Below are 16,196 nucleotides of genomic sequence, written 5' to 3'. Positions count from 1 at the left end.
GACCCAGGAGACCTGTACTCATGACACTCGACACCATCGCGCAGGCGGCCTACCTCGTCGCCGCGCTGCTGTTCATCCTGGCGCTGGCGGGCCTGTCCAAGCACGAGACCGCGAAGACCGGCAACGGGTTCGGCATCGGTGGCATGGTCGTGGCGCTGGCCGCGACCATCGCGCTCGCGGTGAACCGCCACATCTCCACCCTTGGCGTCATCCTGCTGGTCGTCGCCATGGTGGCCGGCGCGGCCGTCGGCCTGCAGCGGGCCCGCGTCGTGCAGATGACCGGCATGCCCGAGCTGATCGCCCTGCTGCACTCGTTCGTCGGTCTGGCCGCGGTGCTGGTCGGCTGGAACGGCTACCTGCAGGTCGAAGCCGAACCCGGCGGCACCGAGGCGCACGCGCTGGACGCGCTCGGCCTGGGCGGCATCCACTCCGGTGAGGTGTTCATCGGGGTGTTCATCGGTGCCGTCACCTTCACCGGCTCGATCGTCGCGTTCCTGAAGCTGTCCGCGCGGATGAAGTCCGCACCGCTGATGCTGCCCGGCAAGAACTTCCTCAACCTCGGCGCGCTGGTCGTGTTCGTGGCGCTGACGGTGTGGTTCATCGCCCGGCCGCAGCTGTGGCTGCTCATCGCCGTCACCGTGGTCGCGCTGGCGCTGGGCTGGCACCTCGTCGCGTCGATCGGCGGCGGCGACATGCCGGTGGTCGTGTCGATGCTCAACAGCTACTCCGGCTGGGCGGCCGCGGCGAGCGGCTTCCTGCTGGAGAACAACCTGCTCATCGTCACCGGCGCGCTCGTCGGCTCCTCGGGTGCCTACCTGTCCTACATCATGTGCAAGGCGATGAACCGGTCGTTCCTCTCCGTCATCGCCGGCGGGTTCGGCATCGAGGCGGGACCGGCGGCCGACACCGACTACGGCGAGCACCGGGAGATCGGCGTCGACGGCGCCGCGGAACTGCTCGCCGACGCGAGCAGTGTGATCATCACCCCCGGCTACGGCATGGCCGTCGCGCAGGCCCAGCACGGGGTGGCCGAACTGACCCGCCGGCTGCGGGACCGCGGCGTCGAGGTCCGCTTCGGCATCCACCCCGTCGCTGGACGGCTGCCCGGGCACATGAACGTGCTGCTCGCCGAGGCGAAGGTGCCCTACGACATCGTGCTGGAGATGGACGAGATCAACGACGACTTCGCCGACACCGACGTCGTCCTCGTCATCGGGGCCAACGACACCGTCAACCCGGCCGCGGCCGAGGACCCCGGCTCACCCATCGCCGGTATGCCGGTGCTGCGGGTGTGGGAGGCCAAGAACGTCGTCGTGTTCAAGCGCTCCATGTCGTCGGGGTACGCGGGCGTGCAGAACCCGCTGTTCTTCCGGGAGAACTCGGCGATGCTCTTCGGTGACGCCAAGGAGCGGGTCGAGGACCTGCTGCGTGCCCTGCCCACGGCGAGCACGGCGCACGCGGCGGCCGGGAGCCGCGGGTAGCAAGATCAAGGGCGATCACCCGGTTGATCGACATACCCGCTATGCTCGCGACCCCACCGACGAGAGCTTCACAAGGACGAACATGGAAACCGAGAGCGACCAGCACGCTGCTTCGACTGACGTGATCAGCAGCGCGGCGCACGCCGCCCGCCTGGTCATGCTGGACACCATGGACGAGAAGGTCCGGTACGCGTGCGAAACCCTGGGCGAGCCGTCCACGTCGGACGTGCTGGCCTTCCTGGTGACCTACGGCGTGGTCACCAACCCCAAGCGGGAACGTGCCGCTGTGGGGGAGCAGGTCACCCGGTGGCGGAAGGAGCGCGGGCTGGGTGACACCGGCGACCTGCCGCGGCTGTCGGTGAAGATGCTGGCCGAACTGGACGACCGGCGCGACGCCGAGGAGGCCGCCGCGGAGCCGTCCGGCGAGGACGCCGACACCCCCACCGGCCAGGGCACGGACACCGCCGAGGCCACGGCACCCGCCGCCCGGAAATCGCCGGAGGGCTCGCGGGGCTTCTACCTGGTGGCGTTCATGTCGCTGCTGGTCTCGGTGGACACCTCGTGGCGGTTCTTCGGGGACAAGCTCGGGATCACCAACGTCTACGAGCGGGCCGCGATGTTCGCCGTGGTCGAGGTGGCCCTGATCGCGTGCGGGTTCGCCATGCGCGCCGAGATCCGCAGCCCGAGCGGCAAGCCCGGCCCGGCACGGCTGATCCTGTGGGCGCTGTGCGCGGCGTCCGGCTACATGGCCTTCGACCTGGCCGGACCGGTGTCCGGCCTGGCGCGGGTCACGCTGGGACCGGTGCTCGGCGTGGTCATGCTGCACCTGGCGCTCGGGATCGAGCTGCGGCACGCCCGCGCCCGGATCACCACGTGGTCGCGGGTCACCCGCGAGCTCAAGGAGCGGTTCCTGTCCCGGCTGGGGCTGGGTGACGACGAGCGGGACGCCCTGGCGCGCACCCGCGACCGGGCCGCCCGCCGGGCCGCGCACCTGGCCCGGGCGTCGTGGATGACCCCGTTCCGCAAGACCCGGCTGGACCGCGCCCTGCGGGCGGCGAACGCCGCGCACGACGACCGGATGCGGGCCCGCCTGATGGCGGAGCTGGCGGCGGTCCAGCACGCCGACGAACTGCGGCGTCTCGACCTGGCCTCGCCGTGGTCGGACTCGCTGAGCACCAGCCTGAAGTTCCTCAAGCGCTGACGGCTGTCCGGACGGCCGCGTACCACCCCGCACAGGGGCGGTACGCGGCCGTTCTCGTACCGGCGCCGACGGTCACCCGCCGGGGTGGAAGACCGCCCGGACGCAGCCGTCCTTCTTGTGTTTGAACAGGTCGTATCCCTTCGGGCCGTCGGTCAGCGGCAACGCGTGCGTGACCAGGTGCCGGGTGGGGATCTGCCCGGCGGCCATGCGTTCCAGCAGCATCGGGATGTAGCGCTGCCCGTGCTGCTGGGCGCCCCGGATGGTCAGCCCGTTGTTGATGACGGCACCGAGCGGGAACTTGTCCACCACGCCGCCGAACACGCCGAGCACGAACACGGTGCCGCCCTTGCGGCAGGCGTGGATCGCCTCCCGCACCGCCGCCGGCCGCTCGGTCTGCAGCCGCAGCTGCTGCTTCACCTGGTCGTAGCGCTGCTCCGGCCCGGTGGTGTGCGCCTCCATGCCGACCGCCTCGATGCACACGTCCGGGCCGCGGCCGCCGGTGCGCTCGCGCAGCTCGGCGCCGACGTCGGTGCTGGTGTAGTCGATGGTCTCGGACCCGATGTGCCGCTCGGTCATGGCGAGCCGTTCCGGGTAGCGGTCGATGGAGATCACGCGTTCCGCGCCGAGCAGGATCGCCGCCCTGGCCGCCATCTGCCCGACCGCGCCGCAACCCCACACGGCCACGACGTCGCCCGCCTTGACCCCGCCCAGGTCCGCTCCCATCCAGCCGGTGGGGACCGAGTCGGAGGCGAACAGCGCCGCGTCGTCGTCCAGCCCCTCGGGCACCGTGAAGGCTCCGTAGTCGGCGAAGGGGACCCGGATGTACTCGGCGTGGCTGCCCTGGAAACCACCCATCGCGTGCGAGTAGCCGAAGATCCCGCCCGGCTCGTAGCCGTAGATCATCGCGGCGATCCCGGGGTTGGTGTTGCTGTTGTCGCACAGCGACCACAGGTCGTTGCGGCAGTACCAGCAGCGGCCGCAGCCGATGAACGACGCCACCACCACCCGGTCGCCCACCCGGTGCCGCCGCACGCCCGGGCCGACCTCGACCACCTCGCCGAGGAACTCGTGGCCCAGCACGTCCCCGGCCTCCATCGCTGGGACGTAACCGCCGATCAGGTGCAGGTCGGAACCGCACGTGGTGCTCGCGGTGACCCGGACGATCACGTCCTCCCCGTTGCGGATCTCCGGATCCCGCACGTCCTCGACCGAAAGCTTGTTCACGCCTTGCCAGCACAGTGCCTTCACAATCGTCCCTCCCCGCCCGCGCGTCGCGTCACGAAGCGCATGATCGCGCCGCCCGGGGTCGGTTTTCCGGTGGTCGGCAGGTCCGGGCGGATCACGTCGCCGGTCTCCAGGCGCGACTTGAGGTCCCGCAGCGCGCGGCGGACCTCCTGCCGCGGATCGTCGCCGCGCAGCCGCGCGAACACCGTGCTCTCCCGGGTGCCCGACGGCCGCAGGGCCACCTCGGTGCCCCGGTCGCCCGGTGCAGGGGAGAGCTGGAACTCCACGTCGTCCCCGAACCCGGCGAGCATCTGCCGCAGCTCGCTGCTGTTGCCCACGGTCAGCGGCGAGGCGTCGACGGTGACCACGAGCCACCGCCCGGGCTCCGCCTGGCCGCGGTGCCGATGTCTCTCCGGAGCACCGCGGTGGCCGCCGTCGCCGCTGCCGCCACCCCGCCGAGCCCCAGCCAGGTCCTGTTCATCCACCCCTCCGTGGTCCGCTCGCGTGCCCGAGCAGGGGCAGTACCCCGAACGGCCCGGCGGAACCCTGCTGATGCCGCGGTGTGACGAGGACGGGAACCGGGTAGGTGCGCTCACGCGCGGCCGCGGTCCTCTGTGGACGGCAGTCCGTGTGCCGCCAGCCAGGCCCTCGCCCGGCTGGCCGAGGCGCGGGCCAGCCACGCGTCCTGCACGATCTCGGCCAGTTCGTCGTGGTCGAGCCGTTCGACGTCGGCCTCCCGCAGCAGCACCGACGGGTGCCCGTCGAAGTGCGGCGTGGTGAACCACGGCGAGTTCTCGTCGCCCACCAGCGCCTCCTTGTCGGCCTGCGACCCCACCCAGAACACGATCACGTCGGGGTAGCGTTCGCCGGTCACCGGGTCCGCCGCGTCGGGGCGGGGATTGCGGAAGATCACGAACGACCGGCCGCCGACCTGGTACACCGGCCTGCCCCGGCTGCCCGGCAGCCGCGTCACGTGCGGCATCGCCATCGCCAGATCGTGCACGTCGCGCACCCGCGCCTTCCTGCCTGCCGCCATGCGGCGAGCTTAGGCCCTACGGCACGACCGGTCAGGAATCGAGAAGCGCTGGTCACCGCGGCGCACATAGCGTTACCGGCATGACTTCCATCGACGCCATCACCCTCGAGGTGGCCGACCTCCCGGCTGCCGAACGCTTCTACGCCACCGCCTTCGGCCTGGGCGACGAGCTGCGGCTGCGGGCCGCCCGGGAGCCGAGCACCGGCTTCCGCGGGTTCACCCTGTCGCTGCTGGTGTCCCAGCCGGCCGACGTCCACGCCCTGACCGGTGCCGCCCGGGAAGCCGGTGCCACCGTGCTCGAGCCCGCCACGAAGTCGCTGTGGGGCTACGGCGGCGTGGTGCAGGCCCCCGACGGGACGATCTGGAAGATCGCGACATCGGCGAAGAAGGACACCGGCCCGGCCACCGGCCGGATCGACGCCGTCGTCCTCCTGCTCGGCGTGGCCGACGTGGCCGCGAGCAAGCGGTTCTACGCCGGCCGCGGGTTCCGCGTGGCGAAGAGCTTCGGCCGCGTGTACGCGGAGTTCGAGCCGGGGGAGGGCCGGGTCAAGCTCGCCCTCTACCGCCGCCGGGCCCTGGCCAAGACCTCGCGCGTGTCCCCGGAGGGCACCGGATCGCACCGGATCGCGATCGGCGGCGCCGGCGCGTTCACCGACCCGGACGGGTTCGTCTGGGAGACCAGCCCGATCGCCGCGCGGCCCTGATGTGCCTGCACAGCCCACCCGCCGCCGCACACCACCACAACCGGAAGGACCGAACCATGAGCCGTAGCTACGAGGGATTCACCGCCGAAGAGCGCGCCGCGATGAAGGAGCACGCCACGGAGCAGCGCAAGGCCGCCCGCGCCGGGTCGCGCGCGGAGAAGGCGGCGGAAGCCGTGCGGGACGTGCTCGCCAAGATCGCCGGAATGCGTGACGCCGACCGGGTCCTGGCCGAGCGCGTGCACGCGATCGTCACGACGACCGCTCCGGAACTGGAGCCGAAGCTGTGGTACGGGATGCCCTGCTACGCGCTCGGCGGGAAGAACGTCCTCTACTTCCGGCCCGCGGAGAAGTTCAAGTCCCGCTACGCGACCCTCGGCTTCGAGGACCGCGCGAACCTGGACGACGGCGGGATGTGGGCGACCTCGTTCGCCCTGATCGAGATCACCCCCGAGGTGGAGAACCGCATCGCCCAGCTGGTGAAGCAGGCGGTCAGCTGAGCCGCGCGTCACGCCGGTCTTGACCCTCACACCAGTGTGAGGGTTCGAGGATGCCGGGATGAACACACGATCCGGCCGGCTCCGCGTGGGTCTCGCGCTCGACGGGGCCGGCTGGCACCCGTGTGCCTGGCAGGTGACCTCCGTCGACCGCCCCGCCGACCTGTTCGGCGCCGCGTTCTGGACCGGCCTGGCGCGTCGCGCGGAGGCCGGCGGTGCCGCGTTCGTGACGGTCGAGGACGGCATCAGCCTGCAGAGCGAACGGTTCGGTACCCCCGACCGGCGCGGCGACCAGGTGCGCGGCCGGCTCGATCCGGTGGTGGCCGCCGCGCTGCTGCTGTCGGCGACCGAACGGATCGAGGTGGTGGTCTCCCGCAACGTGACGCACCACCAGCCGTTCCAGGTCGCCGCGCAGCTCGCGTCGCTGGCCGCGATCGCCCCCGGCCGGCTGGTGTGGCGGCCGCAGGTGTCCGCTAACGCGGCGGACGCCGCGGTCGCCGGCGGCCGCGCCACCCCCGCCCTGCAACCCGAGGACATCTACGTCCCGACGAAGATCGCCCGCCGGCTGCACACCCTGTTCGACGATGCCGAGGACTTCGTGCGGGCGGTCCGCCAGTTGTGGGCGAGCTTTCCCGGCGACAGCCTGGCCGGTTCCGCTGACGGCACACCCCGGTCCTTCCTGGACCCGGAGCGGGTGGGGACCGTCCGCGCGGCAGCGGGCCGCTACCAGGCGGACGGCCCGCTGAACGTGCCGGTGCTCGCGACACCACCGGTGGCGGTGCTCGCCCACCACGCCCTCGAGCCGTACCGGCTGGCCGCGGCCGTGGCCGACCGGGTGTTCGTCACGCCGGGGGAGGAGTCGCCCGCGGAGATCACCCAGGTGCTGCGCGAGATCGAACGGCTCACGCCGGGTGCCGCACCGACCGAGGTGTACGCCGACGTGGCGGTGGTCCTGGGGGACACCGCCGCGCACGCCCGGCAGCGGCGCGCGGAACTGGAGGGCCTCGCCGGGGCCGCGTGGACCACCGACACGAGCGTGTTCACCGGCACCGCGGCCGAATTGCGGGACCTGCTCGCGACCTGGGCCGGTCAGGGCCTCGCCGGGGTCCGGGTGCGGCCCGCCGTGATCCCCGAGGACGCCGACCGCGTCGTCAGCGATCTCCTGCCGCTGCTGCGGGAGCCGTCCGCGCCCTGAGCCGTCGGTACTCCCGGCGCCGCACCCCGAAGGTGACGAGGGCGACGTCGTCACCGTCCGGGGTGCCGACGGCGACCTCGTCCCCGTGCGGGTCGCCGGCGATCCACAACCGCCGTCGCTCGCGGAGCTCGGTGGCGATCCCGGGTGGACACTGCGCGATCCGGAAGCGGGCGCGGACCCCGTCCGGGAACCGCGCCCACCCGGTGACCGGCCCGCGGTCGGCGGGGTCGTCCAGGGTAGCGGCGGCGACCCCGGTCCAGGAACCGGCCGCGAGCGGCCGCACCAGGCGGGCGACGTTCGACCGCCACCCCGCGACACCCGCGACGGCCAGCAGCAGAGGCACCGCCAGCACCCACGGCACCGCACCGCCGAGCGTGATCCACGCCGTGACCTCCACCGCGGCGGCGGCCGCCGCGACGACCACCAGGGTGGCTGTGCGCACGCGCAGCCGCCGGGTCAGTTCCGTCCGCGAGAGGAAGCGCCTGGTCGTGAGCCTGACTCGGGCGAACTCGTCGCTGCCCGGCAGGCCCGCCAGCACCCGGCCCGGGCGCGGGGACGTGACGTGCAGCGTTGCCGTGTCCGCGATCGCCGTCGCGAGCCCGGCCGGGCACTCGCGTGCGGTGAACGAACCCGGTGAGCCGTCCGGGAAGGTGACGGTTCCGGTGACGGCCACCGGGTCATCGATCGGTGCCGGCGAGTGGACCTCGGCGCGCAGCGCGGTCCGCGAACCGGCGAGCAGGCGCAGCGTGCGGACGGCGCGCAGCCAGCGGAGCGTGACGAACAGCGCCAGTCCCAGGGCGCAGACGAGTACGAAGACGGCGGCGGGCACCTCGTCGCCCTGCGGCCGGTGATCGTCCACTCCGGACACGACCGCCGCCACGCCCAGCAGGACGAACGGCAGCACGCAGGACAGCCGGTTGCGCTGGGCCCGCACCCAGCGGCGCGACGTCGGCCGCGCCGCCCACTCGCCGGTCACCCACGACGGCAGCCGCCGGACGAACACCAGCACCAGCGTGACGGCCAAGCCCACCGGCAGCCCGACCGCGGTCGTGGCGTCCCAGCCGCGGCCCAGGTGGATCCCGGCGAGCACGGCGAACATCCCCAGGAACCACCAGCGCGGCCGCCAGGCCTCCTGATCGGCCGCGCCCGCCCGCGCCTCCTCCGCCATCCCGTCCCCCTCGCCGGTGAATCCCGGCGGAGTGTAACGACCCGGGCGCAGCTCGACGCGGCCTCCACCTCCTGGGCGACAACGTCAGGGCCCCGGGAGGAACGGGACGAGCCCGGCCGGTCACATGGACCGGCCGGGCTCGTCGTGCCGGTGCGATCAGGCGAGGTCGAACCGGTCGAGCTCCATGACCTTCGTCCAGGCCGCGACGAAGTCCTGCACGAACTTCTCGCGCGCGTCGTCGCTGGCGTAGACCTCGGCCAGGGCCCGCAGCTGCGAGTTCGAGCCGAAGATGAGATCCACCGCGGTGGCGGTCCACTTCAGCTCGTCGGTCGCCGCGTCCCGGATCTCGTAGACGTTCTCCTCCGACTCCGACGCCTTCCACCGGGTGCCCGGCGAGAGCAGGTTGGCGAAGAAGTCGTTGGTGAGCACGCCCGGCCGGTCGGTGAGCACCCCGTGCCGGGCGCCGCCGTGGTTGGCCCCGAGCGAGCGCAGACCGCCGACCAGGACGGTCATCTCCGGCGCCGTCAGGTCGAGCATGTAGGCGCGGTCGACCAGCAGCACCTCCGGCTGGAGCTTCTCGCCGGCCCGCAGGTAGTTGCGGAACCCGTCGGCGCGCGGCTCCAGCACCTCGAACGACTCGACGTCGGTCTGCTCCTGGCTGGCGTCGGTGCGGCCCGGGTGGAACGGCACGGTCACCTGGACACCGGCATCGGCCGCCGCCTTCTCGACCGCGGCCGAACCGGCCAGCACGATCAGGTCGGCGAGCGAGATCTTCGCGCCGCCGGCGGCGTTGAACTCCCGCTGAATGCCCTCCAGGGTCGCCAGGACCCCGGCGAGCTGCTCGGGCTGGTTGACCTCCCAGTTGCGCTGCGGCTCGAGCCGGATGCGCGCCCCGTTGGCGCCACCGCGCTTGTCGGTGGACCGGAAGCTCGCCGCCGACGCCCACGCGGTGGTGACCAGCTGCGCGGTGGTCAGGCCGGACTCGAGCACCTTCGCCTTGAGCGCGGCGATGTCGGCCTCACCCACCAGCTCGTGGTCCACGGCGGGCACCGGGTCCTGCCACAGCTGCGGCTCCGGCACCCACGGCCCCAGGAAGCGGCTGACCGGGCCCATGTCGCGGTGCAGCAGCTTGTACCACGCCTTGGCGAACGCCAGCGCGAACTCGTCCGGGTTCTCCAGGAACCGGCGGGAGATCTTCCCGTACACCGGGTCGAAGCGCAGCGCCAGGTCGGTGGTGAGCATGGTCGGCTTGTGCTTCTTGTTCGGGTCGAACGGGTCCGGGATGATCTCCGGCGCGTCCTTGGCGACGTACTGCTTGGCGCCACCCGGGCTGGTGGTGAGCTCCCACTCGTAGCCGAAGAGGATCTCGAAGAAGCGGTTGCTCCACTCGGTGGGCCGGTCGGTCCAGGTCACCTCGAGGCCGCTGGTGATCGTGTCCGGGCCCGCGCCGCTGCCGTGCGTGCTCAGCCAGCCCAGGCCCTGGGCCTCCAGCGGCGCGGCCTCCGGCTCCGGCCCGACGTGGTCGTCGGCGACGGCGGCGCCGTGGGTCTTGCCGAAGGTGTGGCCACCGGCGATCAGCGCGACGGTCTCCTCGTCGTTCATGGCCATGCGCCCGAACGTCTCGCGGATGAAGTGCGCCGCGGCGAGGAAGTCCGCGCTGCCGCGGGGACCCTCCGGGTTGACGTAGATCAGGCCCATCTCGGTCGCGCCGAGCTCGGGCACCATCTCCGCGTCGCTGACGTAGCGCTCGTCGCCCAGCCAGTCGTCCTCGGGACCCCAGAAGACCTCCTCCGGCTCCCAGACGTCCTCCCGGCCGAAGCCGAAGCCGAAGGTCTTGAAGCCCATCGACTCCAGTGCCACGTTGCCGGCGAACACCAGCAGGTCGGCCCAGGAGATCTGCTGGCCGTACTTCTGCTTGACCGGCCACAGCAGCCGGCGCGCCTTGTCCAGGTTGGCGTTGTCCGGCCAGCTGTTCAGCGGCGCGAACCGCTGGGCACCGTCACCGGCGCCGCCGCGGCCGTCGGAGATGCGGTAGGTACCGGCGGAGTGCCAGCTCATCCGGATCATCAGGCCGCCGTAGTGGCCGAAGTCGGCCGGCCACCAGTCCTGCGAGGTGGTGAGCACCTCGACGACGTCCCGCTTGAGCGCCTCGACGTCGAGCTTGGCGAACTCCTTGGCGTAGCTGAACTTCTCGCCGAGCGGGTTGCTCTTGGACGAGTGCGCGTGCAACACCGACAGGTTGAGCTGGTTGGGCCACCAGTCGCGGTTGGTGCGCGGACGGCCGCCCGTCTTCGGCGTCGGGGAGTCGATCGCCGGGTTCTCGCTCTCGCTGCCGTGCGAGGTCACCGAGTCGTGCGCGACCGGGCAGCCGGCCGCCGCCTTCTGGTCCACCCCCTGGGCGCTGGAGGGGACGTTGTCCTGGGTGTCGCTCATTTACCTGCCTTCCGAGCTGGCGGTTCATCGGGGTGGGGTTCGGCCGAGCAGTTGGGGCAGGTGCCCCAAAAGACGACCTCCGCCTCGTCGATCACGTAACCGTGGTCGTCGGAGGCGGTGAGACACGGGGCGTGGCCGACGGTGCAGTCGACATCGGCGATCGCGCCGCACGAGCGGCACACGACGTGGTGGTGGTTGTCCCCCACGCGGGTCTCGTAGCGGGCGTTCGCGCCGGCGGGCTGGATGCGGCGCACCAGTCCCGCGTCCGTGAGCGCCCGCAGCACGTCGTAGACCGCCTGGTGGGAGACCGCCGGGTGGTCGGCCCGCACCAGCTCGATCACCGTTTCGGTGTCGACGTGCGGATGGTCGCGCAGCGCGGCGAGCACGGCCACCCGGGGCCGGGTCACGCGCAACGAGACGGACCGCAGCTGCGCCTCGATGTCCGACCTCACGCCACGACCTTAGAGCAGTTGTCTTGAATAAATCAAATTCAGGCACCGCATGTTCACCCGATGGTTCCCCGGTCGCCGTCGCCGATCCCGCCGCGGCGCTCGGCTGCGCGGAGGACGGGGAGCGGCCGTCTCAGTGCTCGTCCGTGCCGGCGCCGCTGTGCGCGTGGACGTCGCCCGGGACCACTTCGGCACCGCAGTGCCGGCACATGAGGGCCGCGTCGAGCGGGTGCCCGCACGTGTGCTCGAACACGACCGGTGGCTCGTCCACGGCCCAGCGGTCACCCCAGCTGCGCAGGGCCTGCAGCACCATGCCGAGATCGCGCCCGGCCTCGGTGAGGTGGTACTCGAAGCGCGGCGGGTGCTCGCTGTACTGCTGTCGCTCGACGACACCGGCCGCTTCCAGGCCGCGTAGCCGTGCCGCCAGCCGGTCGCGCGGCGCACCGGTGTCCCGTGCGATCTCGATGAACCGGTGGTTGCCGAGGGTGAGCTCGCGGATGGCGAGCAGCGCCCACTTGTCCCCCACGAGGTGCAGGGCCGCCGCGATGGAGCACGGCCGTCCCGGCAGGGCGGGCGCATCGTGCGAAGCGCCGGCTGGGTTCGTCACCCCAGTAGGTTGCCATATCAAACTCACCACCGCTAGTCTCCACTCGGTTTGACATTCCAACTGACTAACTGGGGGACCCGTCATGGTCCGGCACCAGCTCCCGCCACGTTCCGCAGTGGACGAAGGTGTCATCGCGGCGGTGACTCCGACGGCTGACGCCGGCGTGGAACCTCCTGCCCGGAGGCCGGCCACCACCGAGCCGGTGCGCGGGCGCGGGAAGCAGCCCAGACCGTGCACTCCGGCCGCTGACCGCCGAACGCGACCTACCAGTGGCAAACACGCCGCTGGGAGCGGCAAACACGGCCACGCACTCACCACACCCGACCCAGCGCCGGAGACGGCGGAAGGAACCTTCGATGCACGCTGAAAGCCCCACCCGCGCCCACGGCGCCGCGGTCCTGACCGCGGCCTGCCTGGGCCTGTTCACCGTCCTCATGCAGACCACGCAGACGATCGGCACGCTCAGCGCCGTGCAGGACGAGCTGCACCTCGGGCCCGCCCAGGTGGTGTGGATCCCCAGCGTCTACACCCTCATCGTGGCGACGTTCGTGCTGGCCGCCGGAGCGCTCGCGGACCGGAACGGGCGGCGGCGCGTGTTCCTCGCCGGGGTCGCCGCCATGGCGGCCGGCGGTGTCCTCCTGGTGTTCGCCGGGAGCTTTCCCGTCGTGCTGGCCGGGCAGGCGATCGCCGGCCTCGGTGGGGCGCTGATCGCCCCGAGCTCGCTGGCCCTGCTCGCGCACCAGTTCCCCGAACCCGCCCGTCGCGCGGCGGCGATCTCGGCCTGGGCCGCCGTCTCGGGCCTCGGCCTCGCGGTCGGGCCGATCGCCGCGGGCCTGGCCCTGAAGTACACGACGTGGCACGCGGCGTTCTGGGTGAACCCGCTCCTCGCGGTGATCGCGGCGGTGACCGCCCTCGCGTTCGTCCCCGAATCGCGCACCGCGGGCAGCGGTCTCGACCTCCGCGGTCTGCTGCTGGGGGCGGCCGGCGTCGGCGCACTGATCTACACCCTGATCGAAGGCGGTCACACCGGGCCGGGCAGCGGCCGGGTGATCACCGCCGCCGCGATCGCCGTGGCCGCCCTCGGCCTGTTCGTGGTCGTCGAGCTGCGGCACCGGGCGCCGATGCTCGACCTGCGCCTGATGCGCAACGCCCAGTACAGCGCCGCGCTGGTGCTCGCGGCCGCGGTGCTGTTCGGCTTCGTGGGCGTGTCCGTCCTGCAGGTGCTGTGGCTGCAGCGGGTGGCCGGGCTGAGCGCCCTGGCGGTCGGGGTCCAGATGCTCGCCGAGTTCGGCGCGTTCATCGTGGTCTCGGCGCTGGCCGGGCTCCTCGTGCGCCGGGTGCCGGCGCGCTGGCTGGTCGTCGCCGGACTCCTCGCCGCGGCGGCCGGCGCCGCGCTGTTCACCGCGATCGGCCCCGACGACACCTTTCCCGACTACCTCGCCTCCTTCGTCCTCTTCGGACTCGGCTGCGGCCTGGCCAACGGGCCGTCGACCGTGCTCGCCGTCGAACACGTGCCGCGGGGCAACGAAGGTGCCGCGGCGGGCACGGTCAACGCGGCCCGCCAGCTCGGCAGTGTGCTCGGTACCAGCGTCCTCGGCACGCTCATGACGGCCACACTGGAGAGCACGCTGGCGGGCCTGCCCCCGGCGCAGCGCCCGGCCGCGACGGCACCCGTGTTCACCGACGCCGTCGGCACGGCGACGCGCGCCGCCGTGCTGGTCCTGCTCGCCGTGTGCGTGCTCACCACGGCGGTGTTCGTCCTGGCCGGCCGCCGCTCGCGCAGCACGGCCGCACCGGCGCCCGCTGCCCCGCAGGCGGTGACGCCGGGGGAGCGGGGCGCTGGGGCGTGACCTGCACCCGGGGGCCGCTCACCGGCCGAGCACGATCCGGACGGTCCGCGCCAGCAGGGCCAGATCGGCCCGGAGCCCGCGCCGGGCCAGGTACGCCAGATCCAGCTCCAGCTTCGGGTGCAGGTGGTGCGCGACGTAGTGCGCCTCCGGATCGGCCGCATGCGTCAGCTCCTGGCTCTGCGCGGCGGCGAACAGGAGTGCGCCGGGACCGAGGATGCCCGGGCGGACCGTCAGGAGGCGGCGCTCGGCCGGAGTGTAGTAGAGGATGAACCGCTCGACCTCGGGCCGCGGCCCGATCAGGGTCATGTCCCCGCGCAGCAGGTTGACCAGTTGCGGGAGCTCGTCCAGCCGCGTCGCGCGCAGCCATCGCCCGACCCGGGTGATCCGCGGGTCCGCGCTGCCGCTCACCGCCGGCCCGATGCGCTCGGCGTTCGCGACCATGGTGCGGAACTTCCAGATCAGGAACGGGCGCCCGTTCCGGCCGACGCGGCGTTGCCGGTACACCGCGGGTCCGCGGCTGGTCAGCCTGATCGCGAGCGCGATGACCACGAGCAGCGGCAGCAGCACGACCAAGGCCGTCGCGGCCACGGCGAGGTCGGCGGCCCGGCGCAGGCGGGTGTCGGGCACGATGGTGCCGGTCACGATCTCGCCGGTCACGTCACCTCCCGCAGCACCTGGAACGCTTCCGCCGCGGGCCGCCCCACCCGGCTGCCCCAGTAGGCGGCGCGTTCCCGCAGCGCGCGCAGCGATCTCGGGTGCGGGTAGTCGCGCAGTTCGCTGTCGTAGCAGGACATCGCGTCGAGCTTGCCGTCCAGGGTGGCGGACACGTCGACGAAGCGCGCGGGGCTGAACGTGCTGCCCGCGAGCGGCCAGGCCCATTCCGTGGACGAGGGGGTCTCGAACGCGGCGAACAGGCGCAGCCCGGGCAGCACGTACGGCCGGCAGGCCGTCCAGGCCGCCCTGGCCACCACCCCGTGATCGGCGTTCACGTCTCCGGGGAAATGGGTGTAGACGACCTCCGGCCGCACCCGGTCGACCACCTTCTCCACCTCGCGGGTGACGTCGAGCAGCGGCAGGGTGTCCAGCCGCTGGTCCGGCAGCGACAACTGGTGCACCGAGGCGAACCCGAGCACCTGCGCCGCCCGGTGCGTGCACTTGGCGAGCCTCTCCGCCATCCCGGTGGCGTACCGGCTGGTCGCGCCGTCGGCGACCAGCAGCGCGTGCACCCGGTCTCCACAGTGGACGTGACGGGCCAGGGTGCCCCCGGCGCCGAGGACCTCGTCGTCGGGATGGGCGGCCACCACGAGCACCGTGTTCATCGCGCCAGCACCTCCGGCCGCGGCCCTTCGCCCCGGGCCCAGCGCGCCAGCGCCGGTGGCACGGCCGCGAACCGGGCGCCGGGCCGGATCCCGCGTTCGGCGCACCAGTCGGCCGCGTGCCGGGGCGGTTCATCCGGTCCGGACATGCTGGTGACGACGACACTGCCCGGGCTGGTCGCGACCCGGACCCCGGCCTGGTCCACCGCGAGGATCGTGCCCGCGGGACCGTCCGGTCCGGACTCGCCCGGTGGACGGGTCCGCCAGATCATCGTGCGGTTCCCGTGGAGCGCGCTGAACGCGCCGGGGTAGGGCCGGGTGAGGGCGCGGACCCAGTCGTGGACGGCGCGGGCGGGCCGGTTCCAGTCGAGGATGCCCATCGCGGGGGTGCGGCGGGGGAGCACGTCCCCGTCGGAGGGATCCTGCGGCCGGCGGGGTGCGGTGCCCGCCAGCAGCGCGGGAAGGTGCTCGGCGAGCATGTCGGCGCCCGCGGCGGCGACGCGTTCGTACACGGTGGCGCACGTGTCGTCGGGCCGGATGCGCACCGGGCGCTGGTCGATGATGGCGCCGGTGTCGGCACCGGGATCGAGGAACAGCATGGTGTTCCCGGTGAGCGTCTCGCCCCGCAGGATGGCCCAGTTGACCGGGGCCCGCCCACGGTGGCGCGGGAGCAGGGACGCGTGGAACCCGACACAGCCCCGGGCGGGCACCGACAGCAGCTCGGGGCCGAGCAACCGGGTCCAGCCCACCACCACGAGCAGATCCGGCGCCAGGCGGCGCACCGTGCCCACGACGGCGGGCGCGTTGATGTCGTCGGCGCGGAGCAGGCGCACACCGCCGAGCCCGCCCACCGCGGCGAGGTCGACGGCACCGGACAGCTGCCTCGCCTGCTCCGCCGGTGGCGTCAGCACCGCGACGACCCGCGCCGCGGGGTGCGCGAGCAAAGTGGACAGTGCCGGGAGCGCTTCGTGGACCGCGCCGACGAACACGACACGGCCGGGAGACCGTTGCGGACCGGGCATCGCGGCACCTCCGTGG

The 16,196-nt window shown here is 72.8% G+C and carries 16 protein-coding genes; 6 read left to right on the top strand and 10 right to left on the bottom strand.

Annotated features, from left to right (window positions below):
• Positions 1-20 precede the first annotated feature (20 nt).
• Complete coding sequence (gene pntB / locus FHX45_RS04115; RefSeq protein ID WP_167096785.1) at positions 21-1,481, top strand: Re/Si-specific NAD(P)(+) transhydrogenase subunit beta; 1,461 nt, start codon at positions 21-23, stop codon at positions 1,479-1,481.
• An 82-nt stretch (positions 1,482-1,563) separates the two neighbouring features.
• Positions 1,564-2,682 (top strand): hypothetical protein, encoded by a 1,119-nt coding sequence (locus tag FHX45_RS04110; protein ID WP_167096783.1) that lies wholly within the window; start codon positions 1,564-1,566, stop codon positions 2,680-2,682.
• A 72-nt stretch (positions 2,683-2,754) separates the two neighbouring features.
• Here FHX45_RS04110 and FHX45_RS28545 read toward each other — a convergent pair whose 3' ends face one another.
• From FHX45_RS28545 to FHX45_RS04095, 3 genes are all read right to left on the bottom strand, one after another.
• The gene (locus FHX45_RS28545) at positions 2,755-3,906 is read right to left on the bottom strand and encodes a zinc-dependent alcohol dehydrogenase (protein ID WP_341771346.1); all 1,152 of its coding nucleotides are present in this window, start codon (positions 3,904-3,906) and stop codon (positions 2,755-2,757) included.
• A gap of 20 nt (positions 3,907-3,926) precedes the next feature.
• Positions 3,927-4,274: a hypothetical protein gene (locus FHX45_RS04100; RefSeq protein ID WP_167096779.1), complete on the bottom strand. Its 348-nt coding sequence runs from the start codon at positions 4,272-4,274 to the stop codon at positions 3,927-3,929.
• Between the two features lie 224 nt (positions 4,275-4,498).
• Positions 4,499-4,942 (bottom strand): MmcQ/YjbR family DNA-binding protein, encoded by a 444-nt coding sequence (locus FHX45_RS04095; protein ID WP_167096776.1) that lies wholly within the window; start codon positions 4,940-4,942, stop codon positions 4,499-4,501.
• Positions 4,943-5,022: 80 nt separating this feature from the next.
• Between FHX45_RS04095 and FHX45_RS04090 the strand changes: the two genes are divergently transcribed.
• Genes FHX45_RS04090 through FHX45_RS04080 form a run of 3 tightly spaced genes read left to right on the top strand, consistent with a single transcriptional unit; the run spans position 5,023 to position 7,335 of the window.
• The gene (locus tag FHX45_RS04090; RefSeq protein ID WP_167096774.1) at positions 5,023-5,646 is read left to right on the top strand and encodes a VOC family protein; all 624 of its coding nucleotides are present in this window, start codon (positions 5,023-5,025) and stop codon (positions 5,644-5,646) included.
• A gap of 56 nt (positions 5,647-5,702) precedes the next feature.
• Positions 5,703-6,143 (top strand): iron chaperone, encoded by a 441-nt coding sequence (locus tag FHX45_RS04085; RefSeq protein WP_167096772.1) that lies wholly within the window; start codon positions 5,703-5,705, stop codon positions 6,141-6,143.
• Positions 6,144-6,201: 58 nt separating this feature from the next.
• Entirely contained in the window at positions 6,202-7,335 is a 1,134-nt protein-coding gene (locus FHX45_RS04080; RefSeq protein ID WP_167096770.1) for an LLM class flavin-dependent oxidoreductase, read from the top strand.
• On the opposite strand, the gene FHX45_RS04075 is transcribed toward FHX45_RS04080, so the two are convergent.
• The 4 genes from FHX45_RS04075 to FHX45_RS04060 all read right to left on the bottom strand — a co-directional run bounded on the left by FHX45_RS04075 (position 7,292) and on the right by FHX45_RS04060 (position 11,992).
• The gene (locus FHX45_RS04075) at positions 7,292-8,503 is read right to left on the bottom strand and encodes a hypothetical protein (RefSeq protein WP_167096768.1); all 1,212 of its coding nucleotides are present in this window, start codon (positions 8,501-8,503) and stop codon (positions 7,292-7,294) included. The genes FHX45_RS04080 and FHX45_RS04075 overlap by 44 nt on opposite strands.
• Positions 8,504-8,659: 156 nt before the next feature.
• Positions 8,660-10,936, bottom strand: coding sequence for a catalase/peroxidase HPI (gene katG, locus FHX45_RS04070; protein WP_167096766.1), 2,277 nt, complete (start codon positions 10,934-10,936; stop codon positions 8,660-8,662).
• The gene (locus FHX45_RS04065; protein ID WP_167096764.1) at positions 10,933-11,388 is read right to left on the bottom strand and encodes a transcriptional repressor; all 456 of its coding nucleotides are present in this window, start codon (positions 11,386-11,388) and stop codon (positions 10,933-10,935) included. The genes katG and FHX45_RS04065 overlap by 4 nt, the downstream gene beginning before the upstream one ends.
• A 130-nt stretch (positions 11,389-11,518) precedes the next feature.
• A complete protein-coding gene (locus FHX45_RS04060) occupies positions 11,519-11,992 on the bottom strand; it encodes a winged helix-turn-helix transcriptional regulator (protein WP_341771345.1) in 474 nt (157 codons plus the stop codon).
• A gap of 356 nt (positions 11,993-12,348) precedes the next feature.
• On the opposite strand from FHX45_RS04060, the gene FHX45_RS04055 reads away from it, so the two are divergent.
• On the top strand, positions 12,349-13,842 hold the full coding sequence (locus FHX45_RS04055) for an MFS transporter (RefSeq protein ID WP_167096760.1): 1,494 nt from the start codon (positions 12,349-12,351) through the stop codon (positions 13,840-13,842).
• Positions 13,843-13,860: 18 nt separating this feature from the next.
• On the opposite strand, the gene FHX45_RS04050 is transcribed toward FHX45_RS04055, so the two are convergent.
• The 3 genes from FHX45_RS04050 to FHX45_RS04040 are packed head-to-tail and all read right to left on the bottom strand — an operon-like array spanning position 13,861 to position 16,180.
• Positions 13,861-14,499 (bottom strand): sugar transferase, encoded by a 639-nt coding sequence (locus FHX45_RS04050; RefSeq protein ID WP_208405798.1) that lies wholly within the window; start codon positions 14,497-14,499, stop codon positions 13,861-13,863.
• Complete coding sequence (locus FHX45_RS04045; RefSeq protein WP_167096758.1) at positions 14,496-15,161, bottom strand: PIG-L deacetylase family protein; 666 nt, start codon at positions 15,159-15,161, stop codon at positions 14,496-14,498. Before FHX45_RS04045 ends, FHX45_RS04050 begins: the two co-directional genes overlap by 4 nt.
• Complete coding sequence (locus FHX45_RS04040) at positions 15,158-16,180, bottom strand: methionyl-tRNA formyltransferase (RefSeq protein WP_167096756.1); 1,023 nt, start codon at positions 16,178-16,180, stop codon at positions 15,158-15,160. Before FHX45_RS04040 ends, FHX45_RS04045 begins: the two co-directional genes overlap by 4 nt.
• Positions 16,181-16,196: the final 16 nt, after the last annotated feature.

Source organism: Amycolatopsis granulosa (genome assembly GCF_011758745.1).
Lineage (GTDB): Bacteria > Actinomycetota > Actinomycetes > Mycobacteriales > Pseudonocardiaceae > Amycolatopsis_E > Amycolatopsis_E granulosa.
This window is presented reverse-complemented; position numbering and strand designations above follow the sequence as displayed.